At 69.4% G+C, this 18,329-nt stretch carries 20 protein-coding genes; 12 read left to right on the top strand and 8 right to left on the bottom strand.

Annotation, left to right across the window (positions count from 1 at the left end; translation table 11 throughout):
• Positions 1 to 519 precede the first annotated feature (519 nt).
• Both ACWDRB_RS13700 and ACWDRB_RS13695 read left to right on the top strand, forming a co-directional pair.
• Positions 520 to 897 (top strand): hypothetical protein, encoded by a 378-nt coding sequence (locus tag ACWDRB_RS13700; RefSeq protein ID WP_449893634.1) that lies wholly within the window; start codon positions 520 to 522, stop codon positions 895 to 897.
• A 395-nt stretch (positions 898 to 1,292) separates the two neighbouring features.
• Complete coding sequence (locus tag ACWDRB_RS13695) at positions 1,293 to 1,619, top strand: hypothetical protein (RefSeq protein ID WP_449893632.1); 327 nt, start codon at positions 1,293 to 1,295, stop codon at positions 1,617 to 1,619.
• A 509-nt stretch (positions 1,620 to 2,128) separates the two neighbouring features.
• Here ACWDRB_RS13695 and ACWDRB_RS13690 read toward each other — a convergent pair.
• The 3 genes from ACWDRB_RS13690 to ku form a co-directional block, all read right to left on the bottom strand.
• Positions 2,129 to 2,473 (bottom strand): hypothetical protein, encoded by a 345-nt coding sequence (locus ACWDRB_RS13690; RefSeq protein ID WP_449893630.1) that lies wholly within the window; start codon positions 2,471 to 2,473, stop codon positions 2,129 to 2,131.
• Between the two features lie 339 nt (positions 2,474 to 2,812).
• A complete protein-coding gene (locus tag ACWDRB_RS13685; protein WP_449893628.1) occupies positions 2,813 to 3,148 on the bottom strand; it encodes a hypothetical protein in 336 nt (111 codons plus the stop codon).
• A gap of 378 nt (positions 3,149 to 3,526) precedes the next feature.
• On the bottom strand, positions 3,527 to 4,393 hold the full coding sequence (gene ku, locus ACWDRB_RS13680; protein WP_350725439.1) for a non-homologous end joining protein Ku: 867 nt from the start codon (positions 4,391 to 4,393) through the stop codon (positions 3,527 to 3,529).
• A 59-nt stretch (positions 4,394 to 4,452) separates the two neighbouring features.
• Here ku and ligD (ACWDRB_RS13675) point away from each other — a divergent pair, with 59 nt between their 5' ends.
• The 5 genes from ligD (ACWDRB_RS13675) to ACWDRB_RS13655 all read left to right on the top strand — a co-directional run bounded on the left by ligD (ACWDRB_RS13675) (position 4,453) and on the right by ACWDRB_RS13655 (position 7,571).
• Positions 4,453 to 5,355, top strand: coding sequence for a non-homologous end-joining DNA ligase (gene ligD / locus ACWDRB_RS13675; RefSeq protein WP_449893625.1), 903 nt, complete (start codon positions 4,453 to 4,455; stop codon positions 5,353 to 5,355).
• Positions 5,352 to 6,236, top strand: a complete 885-nt coding sequence (gene ligD / locus ACWDRB_RS13670; protein WP_449893623.1) for a non-homologous end-joining DNA ligase — start codon at positions 5,352 to 5,354, stop codon at positions 6,234 to 6,236. Before ligD (ACWDRB_RS13675) ends, ligD (ACWDRB_RS13670) begins: the two co-directional genes overlap by 4 nt.
• Positions 6,237 to 6,280: 44 nt before the next feature.
• The gene (locus tag ACWDRB_RS13665; protein WP_449893621.1) at positions 6,281 to 6,487 is read left to right on the top strand and encodes a hypothetical protein; all 207 of its coding nucleotides are present in this window, start codon (positions 6,281 to 6,283) and stop codon (positions 6,485 to 6,487) included.
• A gap of 145 nt (positions 6,488 to 6,632) precedes the next feature.
• On the top strand, positions 6,633 to 7,253 hold the full coding sequence (locus tag ACWDRB_RS13660) for a TetR/AcrR family transcriptional regulator (protein WP_313043020.1): 621 nt from the start codon (positions 6,633 to 6,635) through the stop codon (positions 7,251 to 7,253).
• An 87-nt stretch (positions 7,254 to 7,340) separates the two neighbouring features.
• Positions 7,341 to 7,571 (top strand): DUF3107 domain-containing protein, encoded by a 231-nt coding sequence (locus tag ACWDRB_RS13655; protein ID WP_364241964.1) that lies wholly within the window; start codon positions 7,341 to 7,343, stop codon positions 7,569 to 7,571.
• A 341-nt stretch (positions 7,572 to 7,912) separates the two neighbouring features.
• Here ACWDRB_RS13655 and ACWDRB_RS13650 read toward each other — a convergent pair whose 3' ends face one another.
• Positions 7,913 to 8,551, bottom strand: coding sequence for a ferritin-like fold-containing protein (locus ACWDRB_RS13650; protein WP_449893618.1), 639 nt, complete (start codon positions 8,549 to 8,551; stop codon positions 7,913 to 7,915).
• 137 nt (positions 8,552 to 8,688) lie between these two features.
• Between ACWDRB_RS13650 and ACWDRB_RS13645 the strand changes: the two genes are divergently transcribed.
• The 4 genes from ACWDRB_RS13645 to ACWDRB_RS13630 all read left to right on the top strand — a co-directional run bounded on the left by ACWDRB_RS13645 (position 8,689) and on the right by ACWDRB_RS13630 (position 14,137).
• Positions 8,689 to 9,918 carry an RNA-guided endonuclease TnpB family protein gene (locus tag ACWDRB_RS13645; protein ID WP_449893616.1) on the top strand — a complete coding sequence of 410 codons (1,230 nt, stop codon included), beginning with the start codon at positions 8,689 to 8,691 and terminating at the stop codon, positions 9,916 to 9,918.
• A gap of 351 nt (positions 9,919 to 10,269) precedes the next feature.
• Entirely contained in the window at positions 10,270 to 12,135 is a 1,866-nt protein-coding gene (locus ACWDRB_RS13640) for a DEAD/DEAH box helicase (protein WP_449893614.1), read from the top strand.
• Between the two features lie 186 nt (positions 12,136 to 12,321).
• Positions 12,322 to 13,212: an alpha/beta fold hydrolase gene (locus ACWDRB_RS13635; protein ID WP_449893612.1), complete on the top strand. Its 891-nt coding sequence runs from the start codon at positions 12,322 to 12,324 to the stop codon at positions 13,210 to 13,212.
• Positions 13,213 to 13,225: 13 nt separating this feature from the next.
• A complete protein-coding gene (locus ACWDRB_RS13630) occupies positions 13,226 to 14,137 on the top strand; it encodes an oxygenase MpaB family protein (RefSeq protein WP_449893610.1) in 912 nt (303 codons plus the stop codon).
• Here the strand turns inward: ACWDRB_RS13630 and ACWDRB_RS13625 are convergent.
• From ACWDRB_RS13625 to ACWDRB_RS13610, 4 genes are all read right to left on the bottom strand, one after another.
• Entirely contained in the window at positions 14,088 to 15,272 is a 1,185-nt protein-coding gene (locus tag ACWDRB_RS13625; protein ID WP_449893608.1) for an MFS transporter, read from the bottom strand. The two genes, ACWDRB_RS13630 and ACWDRB_RS13625, sit on opposite strands and share 50 nt — an antisense overlap.
• A gap of 104 nt (positions 15,273 to 15,376) precedes the next feature.
• On the bottom strand, positions 15,377 to 16,303 hold the full coding sequence (locus ACWDRB_RS13620) for a RecB family exonuclease (RefSeq protein ID WP_364241977.1): 927 nt from the start codon (positions 16,301 to 16,303) through the stop codon (positions 15,377 to 15,379).
• Positions 16,304 to 16,454: 151 nt separating this feature from the next.
• Complete coding sequence (locus tag ACWDRB_RS13615; RefSeq protein WP_355197161.1) at positions 16,455 to 17,165, bottom strand: MBL fold metallo-hydrolase; 711 nt, start codon at positions 17,163 to 17,165, stop codon at positions 16,455 to 16,457.
• 57 nt (positions 17,166 to 17,222) lie between these two features.
• On the bottom strand, positions 17,223 to 17,849 hold the full coding sequence (locus ACWDRB_RS13610) for a DUF6758 family protein (RefSeq protein WP_449893604.1): 627 nt from the start codon (positions 17,847 to 17,849) through the stop codon (positions 17,223 to 17,225).
• Positions 17,850 to 17,923: 74 nt separating this feature from the next.
• Here ACWDRB_RS13610 and ACWDRB_RS13605 point away from each other — a divergent pair, with 74 nt between their 5' ends.
• Positions 17,924 to 18,319: an NUDIX hydrolase gene (locus ACWDRB_RS13605; protein ID WP_355197165.1), complete on the top strand. Its 396-nt coding sequence runs from the start codon at positions 17,924 to 17,926 to the stop codon at positions 18,317 to 18,319.
• Positions 18,320 to 18,329: the final 10 nt, after the last annotated feature.

The raw sequence follows: 18,329 nt of genomic DNA, 5'->3' as shown, positions 1-18,329 counted from the left end.
TAGCGTGACGGTCGAGGAACGCACCGTTAATGGCGGGACAGACCAGCCTCGAACGCACCACCGCCGGGTGCCGCAAAAAGCGGGAGACATTTTCGGAGGACGCACAATGGCGTCCTCCGAACAATGACGCCGGGCGTCGGCGAAGCGTCCGGGGTAATGGCCATCGATATGTTCGCGGACTTTCATCGGTCCGGGGGCGGCACCGCAGCAGGCAAATCACCACTCGCAGAACCGGCATGGCCGATGACGACAGGCCAGGCCGGCGCGCGAGCATTGCCATGCGTGGCCGCCTTATCAATTGCGCCACAATCGGACATATCATGCCATTTCATTGGATAGATCTTTAATGCGAGCAATAAGATTGTTAATGCATAGCAAAATAGGGTCTCTCCAGTTTGCCCGCCCGTCGCCCCGGAAATGACATTCAATGGATGACTCTTCAGCAGCCGTCCAAGACCTGTTTTCAGGTACCCGGAAACGTCGAGAACGGGGCAATCGATCCTTTAGGGGGAAAACGCAATGCCCAAGCTCAAGAGTGTTATCGCAGGCCTCGCCGTCAGCACGGCGCTGACCGGCGGCATGGTCAGCGCGGGCGCGGCCACCACTGCGGTCAGCGCCGACGCCATCAAGCTCAACACCTCATCCATCCTCATCGACGACGGCATCGACGGCATCGACGACGGCCTTCTCGATGACGACCTCGGCCGCAACATCGTCATCGACCGTGGCGACCGCGACCGTCACCGCCGGCAGTGCCGCCGTCACCACGGCGGCTGGGGCGGCGGCTGGGGCGGCGGCTGGTGGGGTCGCCACCGCCGTGGCGGCGAGGTCTGCGTCGTCATCCGCAACGACAACGTCAACGACAACAGGCCGGAGCGCCGCCGGCGTACCTGGTAACAAAACCGTGTGTTAATGGCGGGAGGATGAACGTCCGCACCTTCGGGTGGGTCCAATCTTCTCGTCTTCCGCGGGGGGCTCAGTGAGGGCTCTCCCGGCCTTTGGCCGGGGGAGCCCTCACTGCGTTGTACGGCGAGGCGGCGGTGCCGGCGGACTTATACCAGTACGGCAGAGGACGGGGCTATGCGGGGTGGAATCTTTTGTTTCGGCCATGAGGAAGTCTGCGGTCCGCCAAATCACGGCAGTCCCTGTTTGCTGGTGATTTGTCCGGAAATATGCAGTGTGCGGGAGATTTCCTAGGAATCGTCCGTAGCGTTTCGCCGATGCGGCCGGATCTGTATCCGCCTGCGCCGGGGGGCGTGAAACAGGGCAATCGAACCTTTAGGGGGAAAACAATGCCCAAGCTCAAGAGTGTTATCGCGGGTCTCGCCGTCAGCTCGGCGCTGACCGGTGGCGTGGTAGCCGCGGGCGCGGCCACGTCGCCGGCCGGCGCGGCCGTCCAGGTCAAGTCCGCCGCCCCCGTCCTCGCCGGCAACTGCCGCGGCGGGGGCTGGCGCCGGTGCGGCGGGGGCTGGGGCGGCCGCTGGGGCGGCCCCTGGGCCTGGGGCGGTCGCGGCTGGGGCGGCGGCTGGGGCCGTCACAACAGGGGCGCCCGGGTCCGGATCGTCATCGTCAACCAGAACCACAACATCAACGGTGGCCACCGTGGTGAGGAGTGGTAGGACTCAGACACTGAGCTGAGCATTGGCGCGCCTCTGAGGCCGCCGTAGCGGGCGGAGTCCCCGAGCAATCACACTCCACCCAGCCAAACGAGTGTCCGTATTCATCGGGACCGGCGCCACCCTCCGACCGGCGCCGCCCAAGCGAATACGGGCACTCACTTCTGTTTTCTACGGTCATCGCCCCGTCTCATGCGCCCCCCCCACAAGCCGAGCGCCCCTGTCCCCCGGCGCCGGCCGTCATCGCCGTGGACCGTCCGTTCCCCGAGAAGAGGGCGGTCCGGCCCTCTTCGGGGGTGGCCCCCCACTGGCCACGACCGGGACCGTCTTCGGGCGCCGGCGGTAGGAGACACGTCGAGTGCCCGTATTCGGTGGGTCGACGTCGTCGCTGTCGGGGCAGACGTCGGGACCCGGTGAATACGGGCACTCGATCGGCGTGGCCGGAGCTTCATCGCTCAGGGGACTCCTGGTGTGGCGCGGCCCGCGCCACGGGTTCGCCTGTGCGGTGAGCTCTACTGCCACGTGGGCTGGTTGTTGTCCTCGTGGTGGTCCATCTCGTTGCGCTCGTCCATGCGCTGCTGCACGTTGCGGTTGCGGTTCGTGTTGATGATGATGATCTTGATGCGGGGCATGCGGTGGTGGCGCCAGTTGGCCCAGCGTCCGCCGCCCCAGCCGCCGCCCCAGCCACAGCGGCCCCAGCCCCCGCCGCCGCCGCAGCCCTTGGCCAGGACGGAGGTGGCGGTGCCGACCTGGGTCGCCGCGTCGGCCGCGGACATGGCCGCGCCCACGCCGACCACGCCGCCGGAGAAGGCCGTGCTCAGGGCGAGGCCGGCCATAACACTTTTGAGCTTGGGCATTGCGTTTCCCCCTACAGGTTCGATTGCCCCGTTCCTCACGTTCCCGGCCAATCCCAAAAACCCGATCGACTAGGAAACGCCCCGGATGATCCTTAACGAATCATCCGCATCATGCATATTTCCGGCTGAAACAGCAAGCAAACTGGAATTGCCGTCATTTGGCCCACCACAGACATCCCCATGATTCTGCGCAAACGCCGCACCCTCACATAGATCCGGACACAGCAAGGGCTCCCCAGCCCTGAGGTCTGGGGAGCCCTTTTCGAAAGGCCGCCGTGGAGGCGCGGGGAAATCCCCCAACCGCGAGAACGCGGTCATCCCCGCGCCGTCAGCACACGGCTATGACCAGCTGTCGCCGTTGTTGTGGTGGTGGTCGCGCTCGCGCTCGCGCTCGAACCGGTTGATGTTGATGTTCCGGTTGTGGACGTTGACCCGCACGCGGCTGTTCTGGTGGTGACGACGCCAGCCCCAGCCGCCGCCCCAGCCGCCGCCGCCCCAGCCGCAGCGGCGCCAGCCCCCGCCGCCGCAGCCATTGGCGAGGACGGAGGCGGCGGACTTGACCTGAGCGGCGGCGCCGGCGCTGGCCGAAGTCGTGGCCGCGCCCGCGGCTACCACGCCACCGGTCAGCGCCGTGCTGACGGCGAGACCCGCGAAAACAGTCTTGAGCTTGGGCATTGCGTTTTCCCCCTAAAGGATCGATTGCCCCGTTCTCGACATTTCCGGTTATCCCGGAAAGAGGTCTTGGACGCCTGCCGAAGAGCCATCCATGATGTGTCATTTCCAGACAGCAGCCCAACAAACGGCACCTAGCCGGTTTTGCTATGCATTAACAATCTTATTGCTTGCATTAAAGATTTATAGAGCGAAATGACATGACTTATCCGGATATGTCCCATTCGGCGATGGCGTCGAGGAGACCCTGAGGGCAGCACGAAAACCCCACCTGGCGGCTAGAAAGGCGGCCCGGGGCTCAAAGTGAGAAGCGTCGGCGAGGCCGTGGAGCGCCTCCCTTACGGAGGCATGCGGAACCGCTGAGAGAGGTTCTGAAAGTGTTCAGGCCGTCTTGCGGGGCTTGCGCTTGGCGGGAGCCTTCTCCTCGTCCTTGGGCTTGGCGGCGGCCTTCTTGGGCTTGGCGGCCCCGCCCTCCCGCTCCCGCTTAGCGGCCTCCACGCTGGCACGCAGCGCGGCCATGAGGTCGACCGCCGGTCCGGCTTCCTCTTCCTCGCGGGCCGGGATGACCTCCTTGCCCGCCACCTTCGCCTCGATCACCTGCTGCAGCGCCTCGCGGTACGTGTCGTGGTACTCGCCCGGGTCGAAGTCCGACTCCATGGTGCTGATCAGGGACTCGGCCATCTGGAGCTCCTGAGCCCGTACCTCGATGTCCTCCTCGAGGAAGCCGAAGTCCGGCGTGCGGATCTCGTCGGGCCAGAGCATGGTCTCCAGGACGAAGACGCCGTCCCGTACCCGCAGCGTGGCCAGGGACTCGCGCTGGCGCAGCGCCACCTTGACCACCGCCACCTGGCCCGAGCTCTCCAGGGCGTTGCGCAGCAGCACGTACGGCTTCGCTCCCTGCGCGTCGGGCTCCAGGTAGTACGACTTGGCGAAGTAGATCGGGTCGATCTGCTCGGCCGGGGCGAACTGGAGGACGTCGATCCTGCGGGACGTGCTCAGCGGCAGATCCTCGAAGTCCTCGTCGGTGAGCACGACGATCTCGCCCGTCGGCAGTTCGTAGCCCTTGGCGATGTCGGAGTACGGCACCTCTTCGCCGTCCTGCGTGCACACGCGCTTGTAGCGGATCCGGCCGCCGTCCTCGCGGTGGACCTGGTGGAACGTCACGTCCTTCTGCTCGGTGGCGGAGTAGAGCTTGACGGGTATCGTGACCAGGCCAAAGGAGATCGCACCCTTCCAGATGCTGCGCATGGTCGCTCCTCAGCTCTCAATCGTTCGCCAATGGGCACATACCCGTCATGGGGCAACCAATGCCATACCCCGTCGAACCGATGCTGGCCGTACCTGGGGAACTACCCTCCGATCGCGAGAGGTACGGACTGGAGGTCAAGTGGGACGGCATCCGCGCCGTCGTCCATCTTGACGGCGGACTGAGGGTGACGGGGCGGCACGGGGTCGAATACACGCGGAGGTATCCGGAAATATCCGGTTTCGGGATCAAGAACGCGATCATCGACGGCGAGGTCGTCGCGCTCGACAAGCGCGGCCGGCCCAGCTTCGAGCGGTTGCAGCACAGGATGCACCTGACCGATCCCGAGCCGGTCATGCTGGAGCTGTACCCCATCACGTACATGCCGTTCGACCTGCTCTATCTGGACGGCACGCCGATGTTCGACCTGCCCTACCGCGACCGGCGGGCGCTGCTCGACGAGCTGGACGTCGGCGCGCCCCCGTACTTCCCCGGCGACTCCGACCTGCTCACGGCCACCTCCGAGCAGGGCCTGGAGGGTGTGGTCGCCAAGCGGCTGGACTCCCCTTACCGGCCGGGCACCCGGTCCCCGTGGTGGATCAAGGTGAAGCACCTGCGCACCGGAGAGGTCGTGATCGGCGGCTGGAAGCCCGGCAAGGGGCGCCGGGCGGGCGGGATCGGCTCGCTGGTGATGGGGATGTTCACCGATCGGGGGCTCGCGTACGTGGGGCACGTCGGGACCGGGTTCACCGACACCGTGCTCGACGAGCTCCACCGGCGGATGCGGCCGCTGGAGATCCCGCACAGCCCGTTCAGCAACGCGGTCCCGTGGCGAAATCGGTGGGTTAGGCCGGATCTGGTCGGGGAGGTGGCCTACACGATGTGGACCGACGAGCAGCGGCTGCGCCACCCCGTGTGGCGTGGTCTGCGCCCCGACAAGCTCCCCTCGGAGGTGACGCTGTGAACAGCCCGGCGAAGGTGCCGGTAAAGGTCGACGGGCGAGCGCTGACGCTGAGCAACCTGGACAAGGTCCTCTACCCCGAGTACGGCTTCACCAAGGCCGAGGTCATCGACTACTACAGCCGCGTGGCCCCCGTGCTCCTCCCCCACCTCCGGGGCAGACCCCTGACCGTCAAGCGCTACCCGAACGGCGTCGGCGGCCAGTCCTTCTTCGAGAAGAACGCCCCCGACCACACCCCGGACTGGGTCAGGCGGGTCAAGCTCCCCGTCCCCGGCAGCACCAAGAACCGCGAGGCCATCGACTTCGCCGTCATCGAGGACCTGCCCACGCTGGTCTACTACGCCAACCTGGCCGCGCTCGAGCTGCACGTGCCCCAGTGGCGCGTCGACGAGGACGGCGAGGCGCTGCCGCCCGACACGCTCGTGTTCGACCTCGATCCCGGCCCGCCCGCGACCGTCGTCGAGTGCTGCCGGGTGGCCCTCATGCTGCGCGAGGTGCTGGCGGCCGAAGGGCTCACCGCCCTGCCGAAGACCAGCGGGAACAAGGGCATGCAGCTGTACGCCGGCTGGGACGGCCGCGAGGAGCCCTCCGCGTACGCCAAGAGGCTGGCCCAGTTCCTCGAGAAGGAGCACCCCCGGCAGGTCGTCAGCGTGATGACGAAGAAGGCCAGGCCCGGCAAGGTGTTCATCGACTGGAGCCAGAACAACCCGGCCAAGACCACCGTGGCGCCCTACTCGCTGCGGGCCAGGGAACTGCCGACCGTCTCGACACCGCTGAGGTGGACGGAGGTCGAGGGCTGCGAACGGCCTGAGGAGCTGGTGTTCACGGCGGCCGACGTACTCGCCAGAGTGGAGAAACGCGGCGACCTTTTCGGCCGGGCGTAGGCTGGTGCCGTCCACACCAAGAGGGGGACCAGAAGATGTCGGAGATGGACACACGCGCGGACGAGCTCTCCTACGACCAGGACGAGGCAGAGCTGTCGATCGAGACGCCCGAGGCCGACGCCGCGGAGCAGCATTTCGAGATCCGCCAGAGCGCCGGAAGGCAGCGCCGCGAGCTGCCGCTCGACGTCGACCCCGCCGACGCGGCCGATCAGGACCGCGTGGTGGATCTCGACGACGACGAATATCGCTGAGTACGGCTCCGCGGCGACCGAGCCCGCCTCGTGGCGCTGAGGAGCGCCGTTGCCCGGACCGGGGAGCGGAGCAAGGCAATGAACATCTGCTCTGCCCGCACGTAGGATGTCCGCACAGCCCGCTGAGAGACCTATGGAGACCCGCGTGACCGCAACCCCGGACGCGAAGCCCCGGGGCACCCGGCTGCCCCGACTCGCCCGCCGCCGGCAGCTCCTGAGCGCCGCGCAGGAAGTGTTCGTGGAGAACGGCTATCACGCGGCCGCCATGGACGAGATCGCCGATCGTGCGGGGGTCAGCAAGCCGGTGCTCTACCAGCACTTCCCCGGCAAGCTCGAGCTCTACCTGGCGCTGCTCGACCTCCACGTCGACGACATGGTCAACCGCTGCCGGGAGGCGCTGGCCTCCACCCACGAGAACAAACTCCGCGTGCAGGCCACGTTCAGCGCGTTCTTCGACTTCGTCTCGACGCAGGGCGAGGCGTTCCGGCTGGTGTTCGAGTCCGACCTGCGCAACGTCGCGCCGGTGCGGCAGCGCGTGGAACGCTCGCTGCAGGAGTGCGCGGAGATGGTCTCCGTGCTCATCCAGGAGGACACCGGCTGCACCAGCGACGAGGCACACCTGCTCGGTGTGGGGCTGGTCGGCATGGCCGAGGTGAGCGCCCGCTACTGGGTGACCCAGCACGGCTCGATCCCGAAGGACGCGGCCGAACAACTCATGGCCCGGCTGGCCTGGCGCGGCATCAGCGGTTTTCCGCGTACGGCATAACCCGTTCGCTGGGCGCGATCATTTGCCCCTTTCCCGGGTTCGAGCCGCCACGATGGGAGTGAGCCAGCCCGTCGACTAGGGAGCCACATGGAAGTCAAGATCGGCGTACGCTCCGTACACCGCGAAATCGTTGTCGAGACCGAACTCTCCGCTGAGCAGGTCGAAGAGGAGATCAGGAACGCGTTGTCGGTCGAGCGTGGCGTGTTCGCCCTGACCGACGTGAAGGGCAGGCGGGTGGTGGTGCCGGTGGCCTCGATCGGTTTCATTGAGATCGGTGAGGACCAGGCCCGGCCCGTCGGGTTCGGCGGCACCCTCTAGGAGTTTCCTGACCTGGGGGTACGGCTCACCCGCCGTACCCCTCCCAGGGCTTGCCACCACCCCCGGCGATCGCCCCGCACCCGTGGGGCGATGCGGCTGCGAGAGGTCGGCGCATGGCGACCGCGCCCGATCGCCCCGGGCTCGCGGGGCGGTGCGCACCACCGGCCACCCCAAAAGCACGCCCTCAGCGCTGCGTCGGCGAGAAGGCGTGCGGGGAGCGGCGCAACGGCCCCACAGCCACCTCGGCGCCACTGGAGCGGCCGGGATGGCGCAACGCTAGCCGTGGCCCGCATGGCAACCATCGCCGTCCCGGTGGTTTCGGGGGCCGTGTTCGGGGACGGTCAGAGGCCCAGGGTGGCCATGCGTTTGTTGTGGGCCTCCGTCAACGTCGCGAAAAGTCGGGAAATATCGGCGGCACCCTCCCCCGACACCAGCAACAGCGCCAGCTCGGGCCGTGCCGAGGCAACCTGCTGCCCCTGGCTCAGCGCCTCGCCGACGAGCCGGCGCGCCCACAGCGCCAGCCGTCCGGCGACCGCGGGCGACGCCTCGATCCCGGCCCTGACCCGCTCGACCGCGAACTGCGAGCGCCCCTCGTCCACCAGCACCTCGTCCACCAGCTTGGCGATCGAGGGATCGAGGTGTCTGGCCGCCTCGCGGTAGAAGTCGAGCGCGATCCCGTCCCCGACGTACGTCTTGACCAGCGCCTGCAGCCAGTCGGCCGGCCTGGTCTGCGTGTGCCAGGCGTCGAGCGCGCCGACGAACGGCGACATCGCCTCGTCGGGATCGGCCCCGAACTCGGCCAGGCGGTCACGCAGCAGGCGGAAATGGGCGTACTCGGTCACGGCCAGCTCGCTCAGCGCCGCGCGGTCGGCCAGCGAGGGCGCCAGCGTGGCGGCGTCCTCGGTCATCCGCGCGTACGCACTGAGCTCGGCGTAGGCGAGCACCCCGAGCAGATCGACTACTCCTGGAGATTCCGTCATTTGAATTGTGGCGCCCGAGCCCGGACCTTCAGGACCGGAAGGAAGCGCCACCCCTCCTTTCGAAAAGATTATGGAGAACGTCGGTAACAGGAAGTAACATGACTGGTACGTGAGGTTGCGGTGACAGGAGGTGTCCGATGGCCATCCGCCGCTCCACCACCAAGTGCGAAGGCTTGCCCTCGGTGGTTCAGCTCCGGATCGCGCCTACCCCACCCCAGGCCAACGCCCTCACCGCCGCCATCCGGCTGTGCAATCAGGCGGCTACCTTCATCTCGCGTCTGGCTTGGCACGGCCACACCTTCACCGTGCTCGACCTGCACCGGCTCGCCTACCACCCGGCCCGAGCCCACTTCGCCGGGCTTGGCGCCCAAGCGGCCGTGCGGGCCGTCGCCCGAGTTGCGGGAGCCTACGCCAACCGGTGCGCAACCAAGAAGCGCGCCCATATCTTCCGCCCGCACGGCGCCGTCCCCTACGACGCGCGCATGATGAGCTGGAACCGTGACGCCCGGACCGTGTCGCTGTGGACCCCCTCCGGCCGCGTGATCGTGCCCTACACCGGGCGACCAGAGGATCTGAAGGCCATCGGGACCCTTCCCGTTGGGGAAGCCGACCTGATCTGCCGGCGCGGCGTGTGGCTGTTGCAGGTCGCCGTCACCCTGCCCAAGCCACCGGTGAGAGAGCCGGTCAACGGCTTCCTGGGGGTGGATCAAGGGGTGGCGAATCTGGCGGTCACCAGCGATGGTGTGGTGCTGCCCGGCCCTGCGCTGGCCGGTCCGATCGCCGGCAATGGCCATGTCCGCACGCTGCGGGAGCGGCGGCATCGGCAACGCCGACGGTTGCAGAGGAAGGGCACGAGTGCGGCGCGGCGGGTGCTGCGCCGCCTGGCCGGGCGTGAGCACCGGATGATGACCGACCTCAACCACCAGCTCTCGACACACGTGGTGCGCGAAGCCGAACGCACCGGCCGCGGGATCGCCCTGGAAGATCTCCGGGGCATCCGCGGGCGGGTAAGGGCTCATCGGTTCCAGCGGCGCACCCTGCACGGCTGGGCGTTCGCCCAGATGATCGCGTTCACCCGTTACAAGGCCGCGCGGGCCGGGATCGCCTTCCTCCTGGTCGACCCCGCCTACACCTCGCAGGCCTGTCCGCAGTGCGGGTGCGTCGCCAGAGCGAATCGGCCCGCGCGGGGCCGGTTCGCCTGCACCGGGTGTGGCCTCGCTGGGCACGCCGACCACATCGCGGCCCGCAACATCGCCGCACGCGGCGCTGCGGGCTGGGCTGCTGTCAACCAGCCACACGCTACCGGCCTCCCTTCAGCCAGACGGGACCGTGAGAGCAAGCCACCGGCCTCGGCCGGTGGTAGTTGATGAGTGGCAGCGTACTTCCGTGAATCTTCGGGAACATACGTAAGCTCGGCCAGCGTTGTGGTATCGAGTACACTGCTCTGTGAAAGTGCGACCGCACTGTGTAAATTCGGGGGTTTCTCCCGAATACCCCCACTTCCGGGTGCGCGGTCGCTGATGACGCGAGAGGGCTGGCTCTACCGCGAGGACCCACGTAACGAGGGCTATTTCATGCCCGTCGGTCCCGGCAGGCCCGCCTTCATTTGAGAACTGAGGCAGGCCACGCTGACGACTTTCCGAGACCTCGGAGTCACACCTGAGATCGCCGATGCCCTCGAGACCGAGGGCATCGTCACACCGTTCCCCATCCAAGAGATGGCTCTCCCGCTTGCCCTGAGCGGCCAGGACCTCATCGGCCAGGCGCGCACCGGCACGGGCAAGACCTACGCGTTCGGCATCGCCATGCTCCAGAGCATCGGCAAGCCGCGCAAGAACCGCAAGAAGCCCCGCGGGCTCGTCGTCGTACCGACCCGCGAGCTGGCCACACAGGTCAGCGAAGACCTCGTCACCGCCGCCGGCAAGCTCGGGTCCCGGGTTCTGACCGTTTACGGCGGGCGCGCGTACGAGCCGCAGATCGAGGCGCTCAAGGCCGGGGTCGACGTCATCGTCGGCACCCCCGGACGCCTGCTCGACCTGGTCAAGCAGAAGCACCTCGACCTGAGCCAGGTCACGACCCTGGTGCTCGACGAGGCCGACCGCATGCTCGACCTGGGCTTCCTGCCCGACGTAGAGCGGATCTTCAACCTGATCCCCGGACAGCGGCAGACGATGCTGTTCTCGGCGACCATGCCGGGCGAGATCGTCACGCTGTCCCGTAAGTACCTCAACCGCCCGACGCACGTACGCGCCGAGCACGAGAGCGGCGAGGGTGAGACCACGCCGCAGGTGCGCCAGCTCGTGTGGCGCGCGCACCGCATGGACAAGATCGAGATCCTCGGGCGGCTGCTGCAGGCCGAGGGCCGCGGGCTCACGATGGTCTTCTGCGAGACCAAGCGGGCCTGCGACATGGTCGCCGAACAGCTCGACACGCGCGGCTTCGCCGTGGCGGCCGTGCACGGCGACCTCGGCCAGGGCCAGCGCGAGCAGGCCCTGCGCGCGTTCCGCAACGGCAAGATCGACGTGCTGGTGGCCACCGACGTGGCGGCCCGTGGCATCGACATCGACGACGTCACCCACGTGGTCAACTACGACTGCCCCACGGACGACAAGACGTACGTGCACCGCATCGGCCGCACCGGCCGGGCCGGGCGCACGGGCATCTCGGTCACGTTCGTGGAGTGGGAGGAGCTGACCCGCTGGAAGATGATCAACCAGATGCTCGGGCTCGAGTTCGCCGAGCCCGAGGAGACCTACTCCACCTCGCCGCACGTCTACTCCGAGCTGAACATCCCCGAGGGCACCAAGGGCGTCCTGCCGCACGCGAGCCGATCGCGTGCGGGGCTGTCCGCGGAGCGCCTCGAGGATCTCGGGGAGACCGGCAGGGCACGTGTTCGTGGCGGCCGTCGCCGCGACGAGCGCGAAGAGCGCGAACAGCGCCCTGCCCGTACGCCGCGCCAGCGCCGCCGCACCCGTGGCGGCAAGGAGCTGGCTGAGACCGCAGCCGTCGAGACTCAGGAGGTCGAGCTCGTGGATGCCAAGACGGAGGAGACTCCCGCGATCTTCTCGACGGACGAGATCGAGGCGGCCGCCGAGCCGAAGCGGACGCGTACGCGGAGGGGGGCGGCTTCGTCTGCCATCGAGCAGGCGCTCGCCGAGGCCCCCGAGGCGCCCGTCAAGGCCACCCGGTCGAAGCAGGCGCTCGCGGAGGCACCCGAGGCACCCGTCAAGGCCACCCGGTCGCGGCGGGCCGCCGCCGTCACGGCGGCCCCTGAGGCCGACACCGTCGAGGAGGCGCCGGCGAAGAGCACCCGCTCCCGCCGCGCCGCCGACCCGGTGCCGGTCGCCGAGGCCCCGCCCGCTCCTCCGGTCAGCGAGCCGGCGCCGAGCTTCCTCTCGACGCCGCCTCCGCCGGTGCGCACGGAGCAGGAGCGGATCGTCCCGCCGAACCCGTTCACGGTGATCTTCCAGTCGCCCGACCTGGCTTCGGACGACGACGACATCGCCCCGTCGGCGGCCACGGAGCGCAAGCAGCAGCGCCGCCAGCCCCGTGGCGGGGGCGGCAACCGCCGCCGCACGGGCTGAGCGCCGTCTGAGCACCGCCTGGGAGGCGCGTACCCGCATCGGGTGCGCGCCTTCTGGGTAAGAGGCCCGCGGGCCCTCCTGAGGCGCTCTGGGCGCGTCCGGGGGGCTTCCGGCAAGGGCCGCGTTTGCCCTGCGTGATGCCCATGACGGTGTCGAGCCGCTGACCTCTGGGTATTGTTGCCCCACGTGAGTACGCCGCGATTCCTCGATCTGCCTCCTGGCGTCGCACCACAGAAGATCGAAACGCCACAGGGCACGTTCGCGGTCCTGGAGGCCCTCCCGGTCAGTGGTGTGATTGAGCGCTGGCCCGCCCTCCTGGTCCCCGGCCTGACAGGCAGCAAGGAGGACTTCCTCGCGGTGCTGATGACCCTGGCCCACTCGGGACGCAGGGTGATCGCCGTCGATCTGCGCGGCCAGTACGAGACGCCGGGCCCCGACGACCCCACCGCCTACACCTGCCCCGCGCTCGGCGCCGACGTCGACGCGCTCGCCCAGATCATCGGCGGCGGCGATCCCGTTCACCTGGTGGGCCACTCCTTCGGCGGCCTGGTGGCCAGGGAGGCGGTGATCGACGGGCGCACGAGGTTCGTCTCGTTCACGCTGATGGGGTCCGGGCCCTCGGGCATCGAGGGCAAGCGGGCGGTCAACGGCCGCAAGATCATGGAAGAGGTCCAGGCGTTCGGCCTGGAGCACGTGTGGCACCACCGGCTGGAGCCCGAGGCGCTGTCCAACGACGTGTCCGACGAGATCCTGGCGTTCCTGCGCAAGCGCCTGCTCACCAACTCTCCGATCGCGCTGGCCTGCATGGCCGAGCAGGTGCTGGGCATGCACGACCGCACCGACGAGCTGCGCCAGGTCGAGGTGCCCACGCTGGTGCTGTACGGCGAGCACGACGACGGGTGGCCGCCCGAGGCGCAGTCGGAGATGGCGGCCAGGCTCGGGGCCGAGTCCGTGGTCGTGCCCGGCGCCGTCCACTCGCCCGCCGTCGAGGCGCCGGAGACGACGGCGGCGGCGCTGGTGAGGTTCTGGAACGCGGCCGAGAAACACTATTTGGACACCAGGTCCAATGCCATGTAATTCTTTACTTACTATGGCGAACATCGAGGACATCGTCGCGCAGCCACCGCAGAGCGCCACGTGGCAGGTGCATCTCGACCGGTCGATGTGGGTGGGTGGCGTACGCGGTCTCATGCTGCAGGCGCTGCACCCGCTGGCCATGCGCGGTGTCTGGCAGAACTCCAACTTCCAGGAGGACCCGTTCGGGCGGCTGCGCCGCACGGCCGACTTCGTGGGGCGGGTGACGTTCGGCAGCCCGGAGCAGGCCGACGAGATCGGCAGGCGGGTGCGCGGCATCCACAAGGCGCTGCGCATCCACGATCCCGACACCGGCCGGACCCATCGGGTGGACGATCCCGAGTTGCTGCTGTGGGTGCACTGCGCGGAGGTGTCGTCGTACCTGGAGGTGGCCAGGCGCGGCGGGCTGGGCCTCACCGAGGGCCAGGCCGACCGCTACCTCCACGAGCAGCGCAAGAGCGCCGCGTACGTCGGCCTGCACCCCGAGGACGTGCCCGGCTCGTGCGCGGAGATGGACGCCTACTTCAAACAGGTGCGCGCCGGTCTGCGCGTCACGGAGGAGGCGGCCTCGGCCGTGCGCTTCCTGATGTGGCCGAGGCTGCCGCACGAGCTCAGGCTCCTGTCGGCGGGCAAGCCCGCCTACTTCCCGTTCGGCGCGCTGTGCTACTACACGCTGCCTGACTGGGCCAGGCGGATGTACGGGGCGCTGCCGGAGGTGCCGCGCTCGACCGTCACGGCCGCGCTGAGGGCGTTCAGGCTGGGGATGAACTCGCTGCCGGAGCCGGTGCACGACCACGCGTTCATGCCGGCCACGAGGGAGATGCTGCGGGCCGCCAGGGAGCGTCTCGGCGCGGCCGGGTACGACGTGAGCAAGGGGCTCAAGGGCCTGACCGATCCCCGCCGGTGGCCGCGGGAGCCGGCCGCCTGACCGGCAGGAGCGCGCCGCCCACCAGCACGACCGCCGACACGGCGGCCATCGTCCATCCGCTGCGGCCCATGCCCCCGCCGTCGAACAGCACGCCGAGCAGGGTAGACGCGGTCGCGGCGCCCACGTACCTGGACGACTGGAAGAACCCCACGGCGACCCCGGTCTCGCTCCTGCCGGCGTGCACGAAGACCAGCGAGTTCAGCCCGAACTGGCTGAGCGCCGACGCCACCCCCAGCAGCCCCGCCGCCACCAGCACCAGCCAGACGGGGCCGACGGCGGGGACCAGGCAGGAGCCGGCGAGCAGCAGCGCCGCGCTGGCCACCAGCACGGTCCGCATCCCCGCCCGCGCGGCCAGCGCCACCGCGACCGGCGTCATGACGATCGCCAGCCCGGCCATGGGGAGGACCAGCAGGCCGGCAATGTGGGCGGGCAGTCCCGCCGAGCGCTGCGCCCACAGCGGCACCACGAAGAACGCCGAGTAGAACACCACGTTGACCAGGGCGAACTGGCCGCACGTGGCCAGCAGCCCGGGCCTCAGCCGGGGCAGCAGGGCGTGGTTCGCGCCGTCCACGCGGACCTTGGGCAACCAGCGCAGCGCCGCGGTGAGCGCGATGGCCGCGAGCGGGACGTTGACCAGGAAGATCGCCCGCCACCCCCACAACGAGACCAGGAACCCGCCGAGCACCGGACCGGCGGCGGCGCTGGCGGTGAGCACCATGGAGATCGTCGCGATCACGCGCGGCGGCGGCCTCCCGTCCTCGCCCGGCATCACGGCCTGCACGATCGCCATCCCGGCGGGCATCGTCGCGCAGCTCCCGAACGCCTGCAGCAGCCTGATCCCGACCAGCGCCGGGTACGAGGGGGCCAGTGCGGCCAGCACGCCCGTGACGGCCATCGTCACCAGCCCGGCGCAGAACACCAGCCTCGGGCCCAGCCTGTCGGCCAGCGTGCCCATCACGGGCGGAACGAGGATGCCGGCCAGATAGAACCCGGCGGCCAGCCATGTCACGGCCGCGATGCCCACGTGGAACTCGGCCTCGATGCTGGCCAGGGCCACGGCGATCATGGACGAGTTCAGGGGGTTGAAGAGTGTGCCCAGCGCCACTGCCGCCGGTAACCGCCCGATAGGTGCCACTTTCCCGTCATTACCACTGTTCTCTGCGGGAAACTGGGCATCCCTCGGCAAAAGCCATCAGCCGAGGCGAGCGGTCCCCTCCGCCGCTCGCCTCGGCAGGCGGGTCACTCGGCGAGGCCGTCCCACGCGTTGCGGTCGGGGGCCGCCGACCGGCCCTCCGGGCAGTGGCGGCGGAAGTCGCACCAGGAGCAGATCGGGCCGGGGCTCGGCGCGAACAGCTCGTCGATCTCGTCCGGCACCGCCGCCGGCCCGACGGACGGCCGCTCTCCCGAAGCGGTGCGCGAGGCGGCGGAACCCTTTTTGGCGGGCGCGGGCACGAGCGCGCGGTAGCGCTCGTCGGCCGCCGACGCCTCCGTGGCGACGTCCTCGGCGCGCCCGATGTGGCGGGCCAGCGACTCCTCGGTGTGCCGCCACTCCAGGATCTCGCCGGTCGGCAGGTGGTGGAGCTCGACCGTACGGCAGGGCGTGCGCATCATCGTGGAGGCCGCGACCGCGTACACGGCCAGGGCGAGGGACGAGCGGGCGTCGTCCTCGGTGAGCGGCCGGCGGCCGGTCTTGTAGTCGACCACGACCAGCTCGTCACCCCGCCGGTCGAGCCGGTCGATGCGGCCGGAGAGGGCCATGACCTTGGTACGGGTCGCGACCGTGCGCTCGACGCCCACCGGATCGTCACCGGGATCTAAGGTCGCGACGTATCCGGAGACGAGGTCGCGGGCCCGGCCCAGCCAGTGGGCCGACTGCTCGACGTCCCTGAACCCCTCGGCGATCCACCCGTTCGTGACCAGGATGGCGGCGGTCAGCGGGGTCCTGCGGTCGTACGGCTCCCGCCACCACCCCGCCAGCGCGTTGTGCACGCTCGCCCCGACGCTGTTGTGCGCCCACGCGGGGCCCTTGGACGGCTGCGGCCGGTCCAGGTAGCTGAACCGGTAGCGGCGGCGGCAGTCGAGCCACGCGTTCAACCGCGACGGCGTGCACGAGTAGAGCCGCCGCGGCATCCCGTCCAGCGGAAGCTGCCCCTGAGCCGCGCTCATGGCCTCCACCTCGTGAAGGCTCTCCCGCGCGTGTTCATGGCCTCCACTCCGTGGAGGCGGGCTCGGTCGCTCCGGAGCCGCCGCCTTCCCTCGTCGCTCCAGTCGCTGCGCTCCCTCCGCTCCTCAGTCCAGGCGGCGGCGCTCCCTCGCCTCACTCGTCGTCGGGGTCGAGCTTGATCCCGGAGAGCTTGGTCCCGTCGGTCAGGGGGCCGTCGTCGGCGCTTTCCGTACGGGTCAGCGAGCCCGACACCCAGTCGTCGAAGTGCGGCTCGAGGTCGCCGATCGTGACCTCGTCGCCGTGGGCGGCCAGCACCCGCGTGTCGGCCGGCAGCGTGAACAGCCGCCCGCCGATCGAGGTCAGCTGGTCGGGCAGGGCGGGGTATTCGCCGCCCAGCTTGCCGGGCCCGTCGGCCTGCAGGGCCTTGCCGGTGAAGACGGCCCCGAGCCCCTCGCAGTAGAGCGACACTCCGCCGGGTGAGATGCCGGGCGTCTCCATGACGTCGAGCTGGACGTCGGCCACACCGAAGATGCCGTCGTCCTCCATGTCGATGTCGGGCCACGTCTCCCGCCAGGTCTCCCGCCACAGCGGCTTGTCCTTGGGGTGCAGGGCGACCACGGCCTCGTCCCGGCTGGCCACCTCGATGGCCGCGGAGACGTGGTCGGGCAGGCCCGCCGTGCAGATGACGGCCAGCACTTCCCGCTCGCCCACCTGCTCAAGGATCTTCTCGGCGTCACGCGCCGGGTCGATGACGATGACTTCGTCGTCGTCACCGATGATCCAGGTGTTGTTCTCGACCTTGTGCTCGGTGCCGTCGATGTCGACGACGCCCTCGGTCACCACTCGCTCGATACGCGCTGTCACGCCTCCGAACTCTAGCCCGTCTGCATCAGAGCGCGAATCAGGAGCGTGAAAGCGGGCCTAATCCTCGAGCCGGGGCGAGAACGCACCGAACGGCACGTCCAGCTCGTGATCGCGGACGTCGAGCAACGACAGCTCGGCGAGCGCGATCATGCAGCCGGCGTCGGCCGGCCACGCGATGGCCCACAGCCAGTTGCCGAGCGCCTCGCCCGCGTAGACGGCCCGGTCGTCGGCGCCGTCCACGCACCACAGCGCGGTGGGATGCCCGAGCACGCCGATCTTGGCGTTCGGCGGCCCCGAGTCGAACCCCTCGCCCGGGTCGGGGCCGTCCAGCCCGGCGAACGCCGCGCCGAGCCCGATGCCCGGCTCCTCCGCGATGACGAGCAGGTCGGCGGGGCCTTCCGTCAGCGACGGCCCCGTCAGCGCGACCACGCTGGCCCGGGCGCCGGTGCGCTCGTCACCGACCTCCCCGAAGCCGGTCACCAGCCAGCCGGCGGGCAACGGCCACGGCAGCCACACGGGCACCACGGCGCTCTTGCGGATGGCCTCCAGCGCCGTACCGGTCGGCGGCAACGGAGGCTGGTAGGGCAGGACATCACCGTGCGCGTCGCATCGGTAGGCGCTCGACCACGCACTCGGCCCGTGAAGCGGGCCAAAGCACCGTGGACAGGTTGGAGCCGCTCTCACAACTACCCACGGTGCTTTCTCCGGCACCGGCCCGTCAAGGCCGCTTCCCGTTGTCCCGTCGTAATCTTGGTCATGTGCGCGTAAATTGTGTCGGCGCGATTATTTTCGACTCCTCTGACCGGTTGCTCCTTATCAAGCGGGGACGTCCGCCGGGCAAGGGGCTGTGGTCCATCCCCGGTGGCCGCCTGGAGGCCGGGGAGACGGACGCCGACGGCGTGCGGCGCGAGGTGCTGGAGGAGACCGGGCTGCGCGTGGAGGTGGGCCGCCTGGCGGGCACGGTGGACCGCCCCGGCCTGGGCGGGGCCACGTACGTGATCCGCGACTACCTCGCCACCGTGACGGGAGGCGTGCCCGTGGCCGGGGACGACGCCGACGACGTGCGCTGGTGCGGCACGGACGAGCTGGCGCGGCTGCCGCTCACCGCCGGCCTCCTGGAGTCGCTGACCGACTGGGGCGTGCTGCCCCGCTGACACGGCCCCA

This window comes from Nonomuraea sp. NPDC003707 (assembly GCF_053587055.1).
This window is presented reverse-complemented; position numbering and strand designations above follow the sequence as displayed.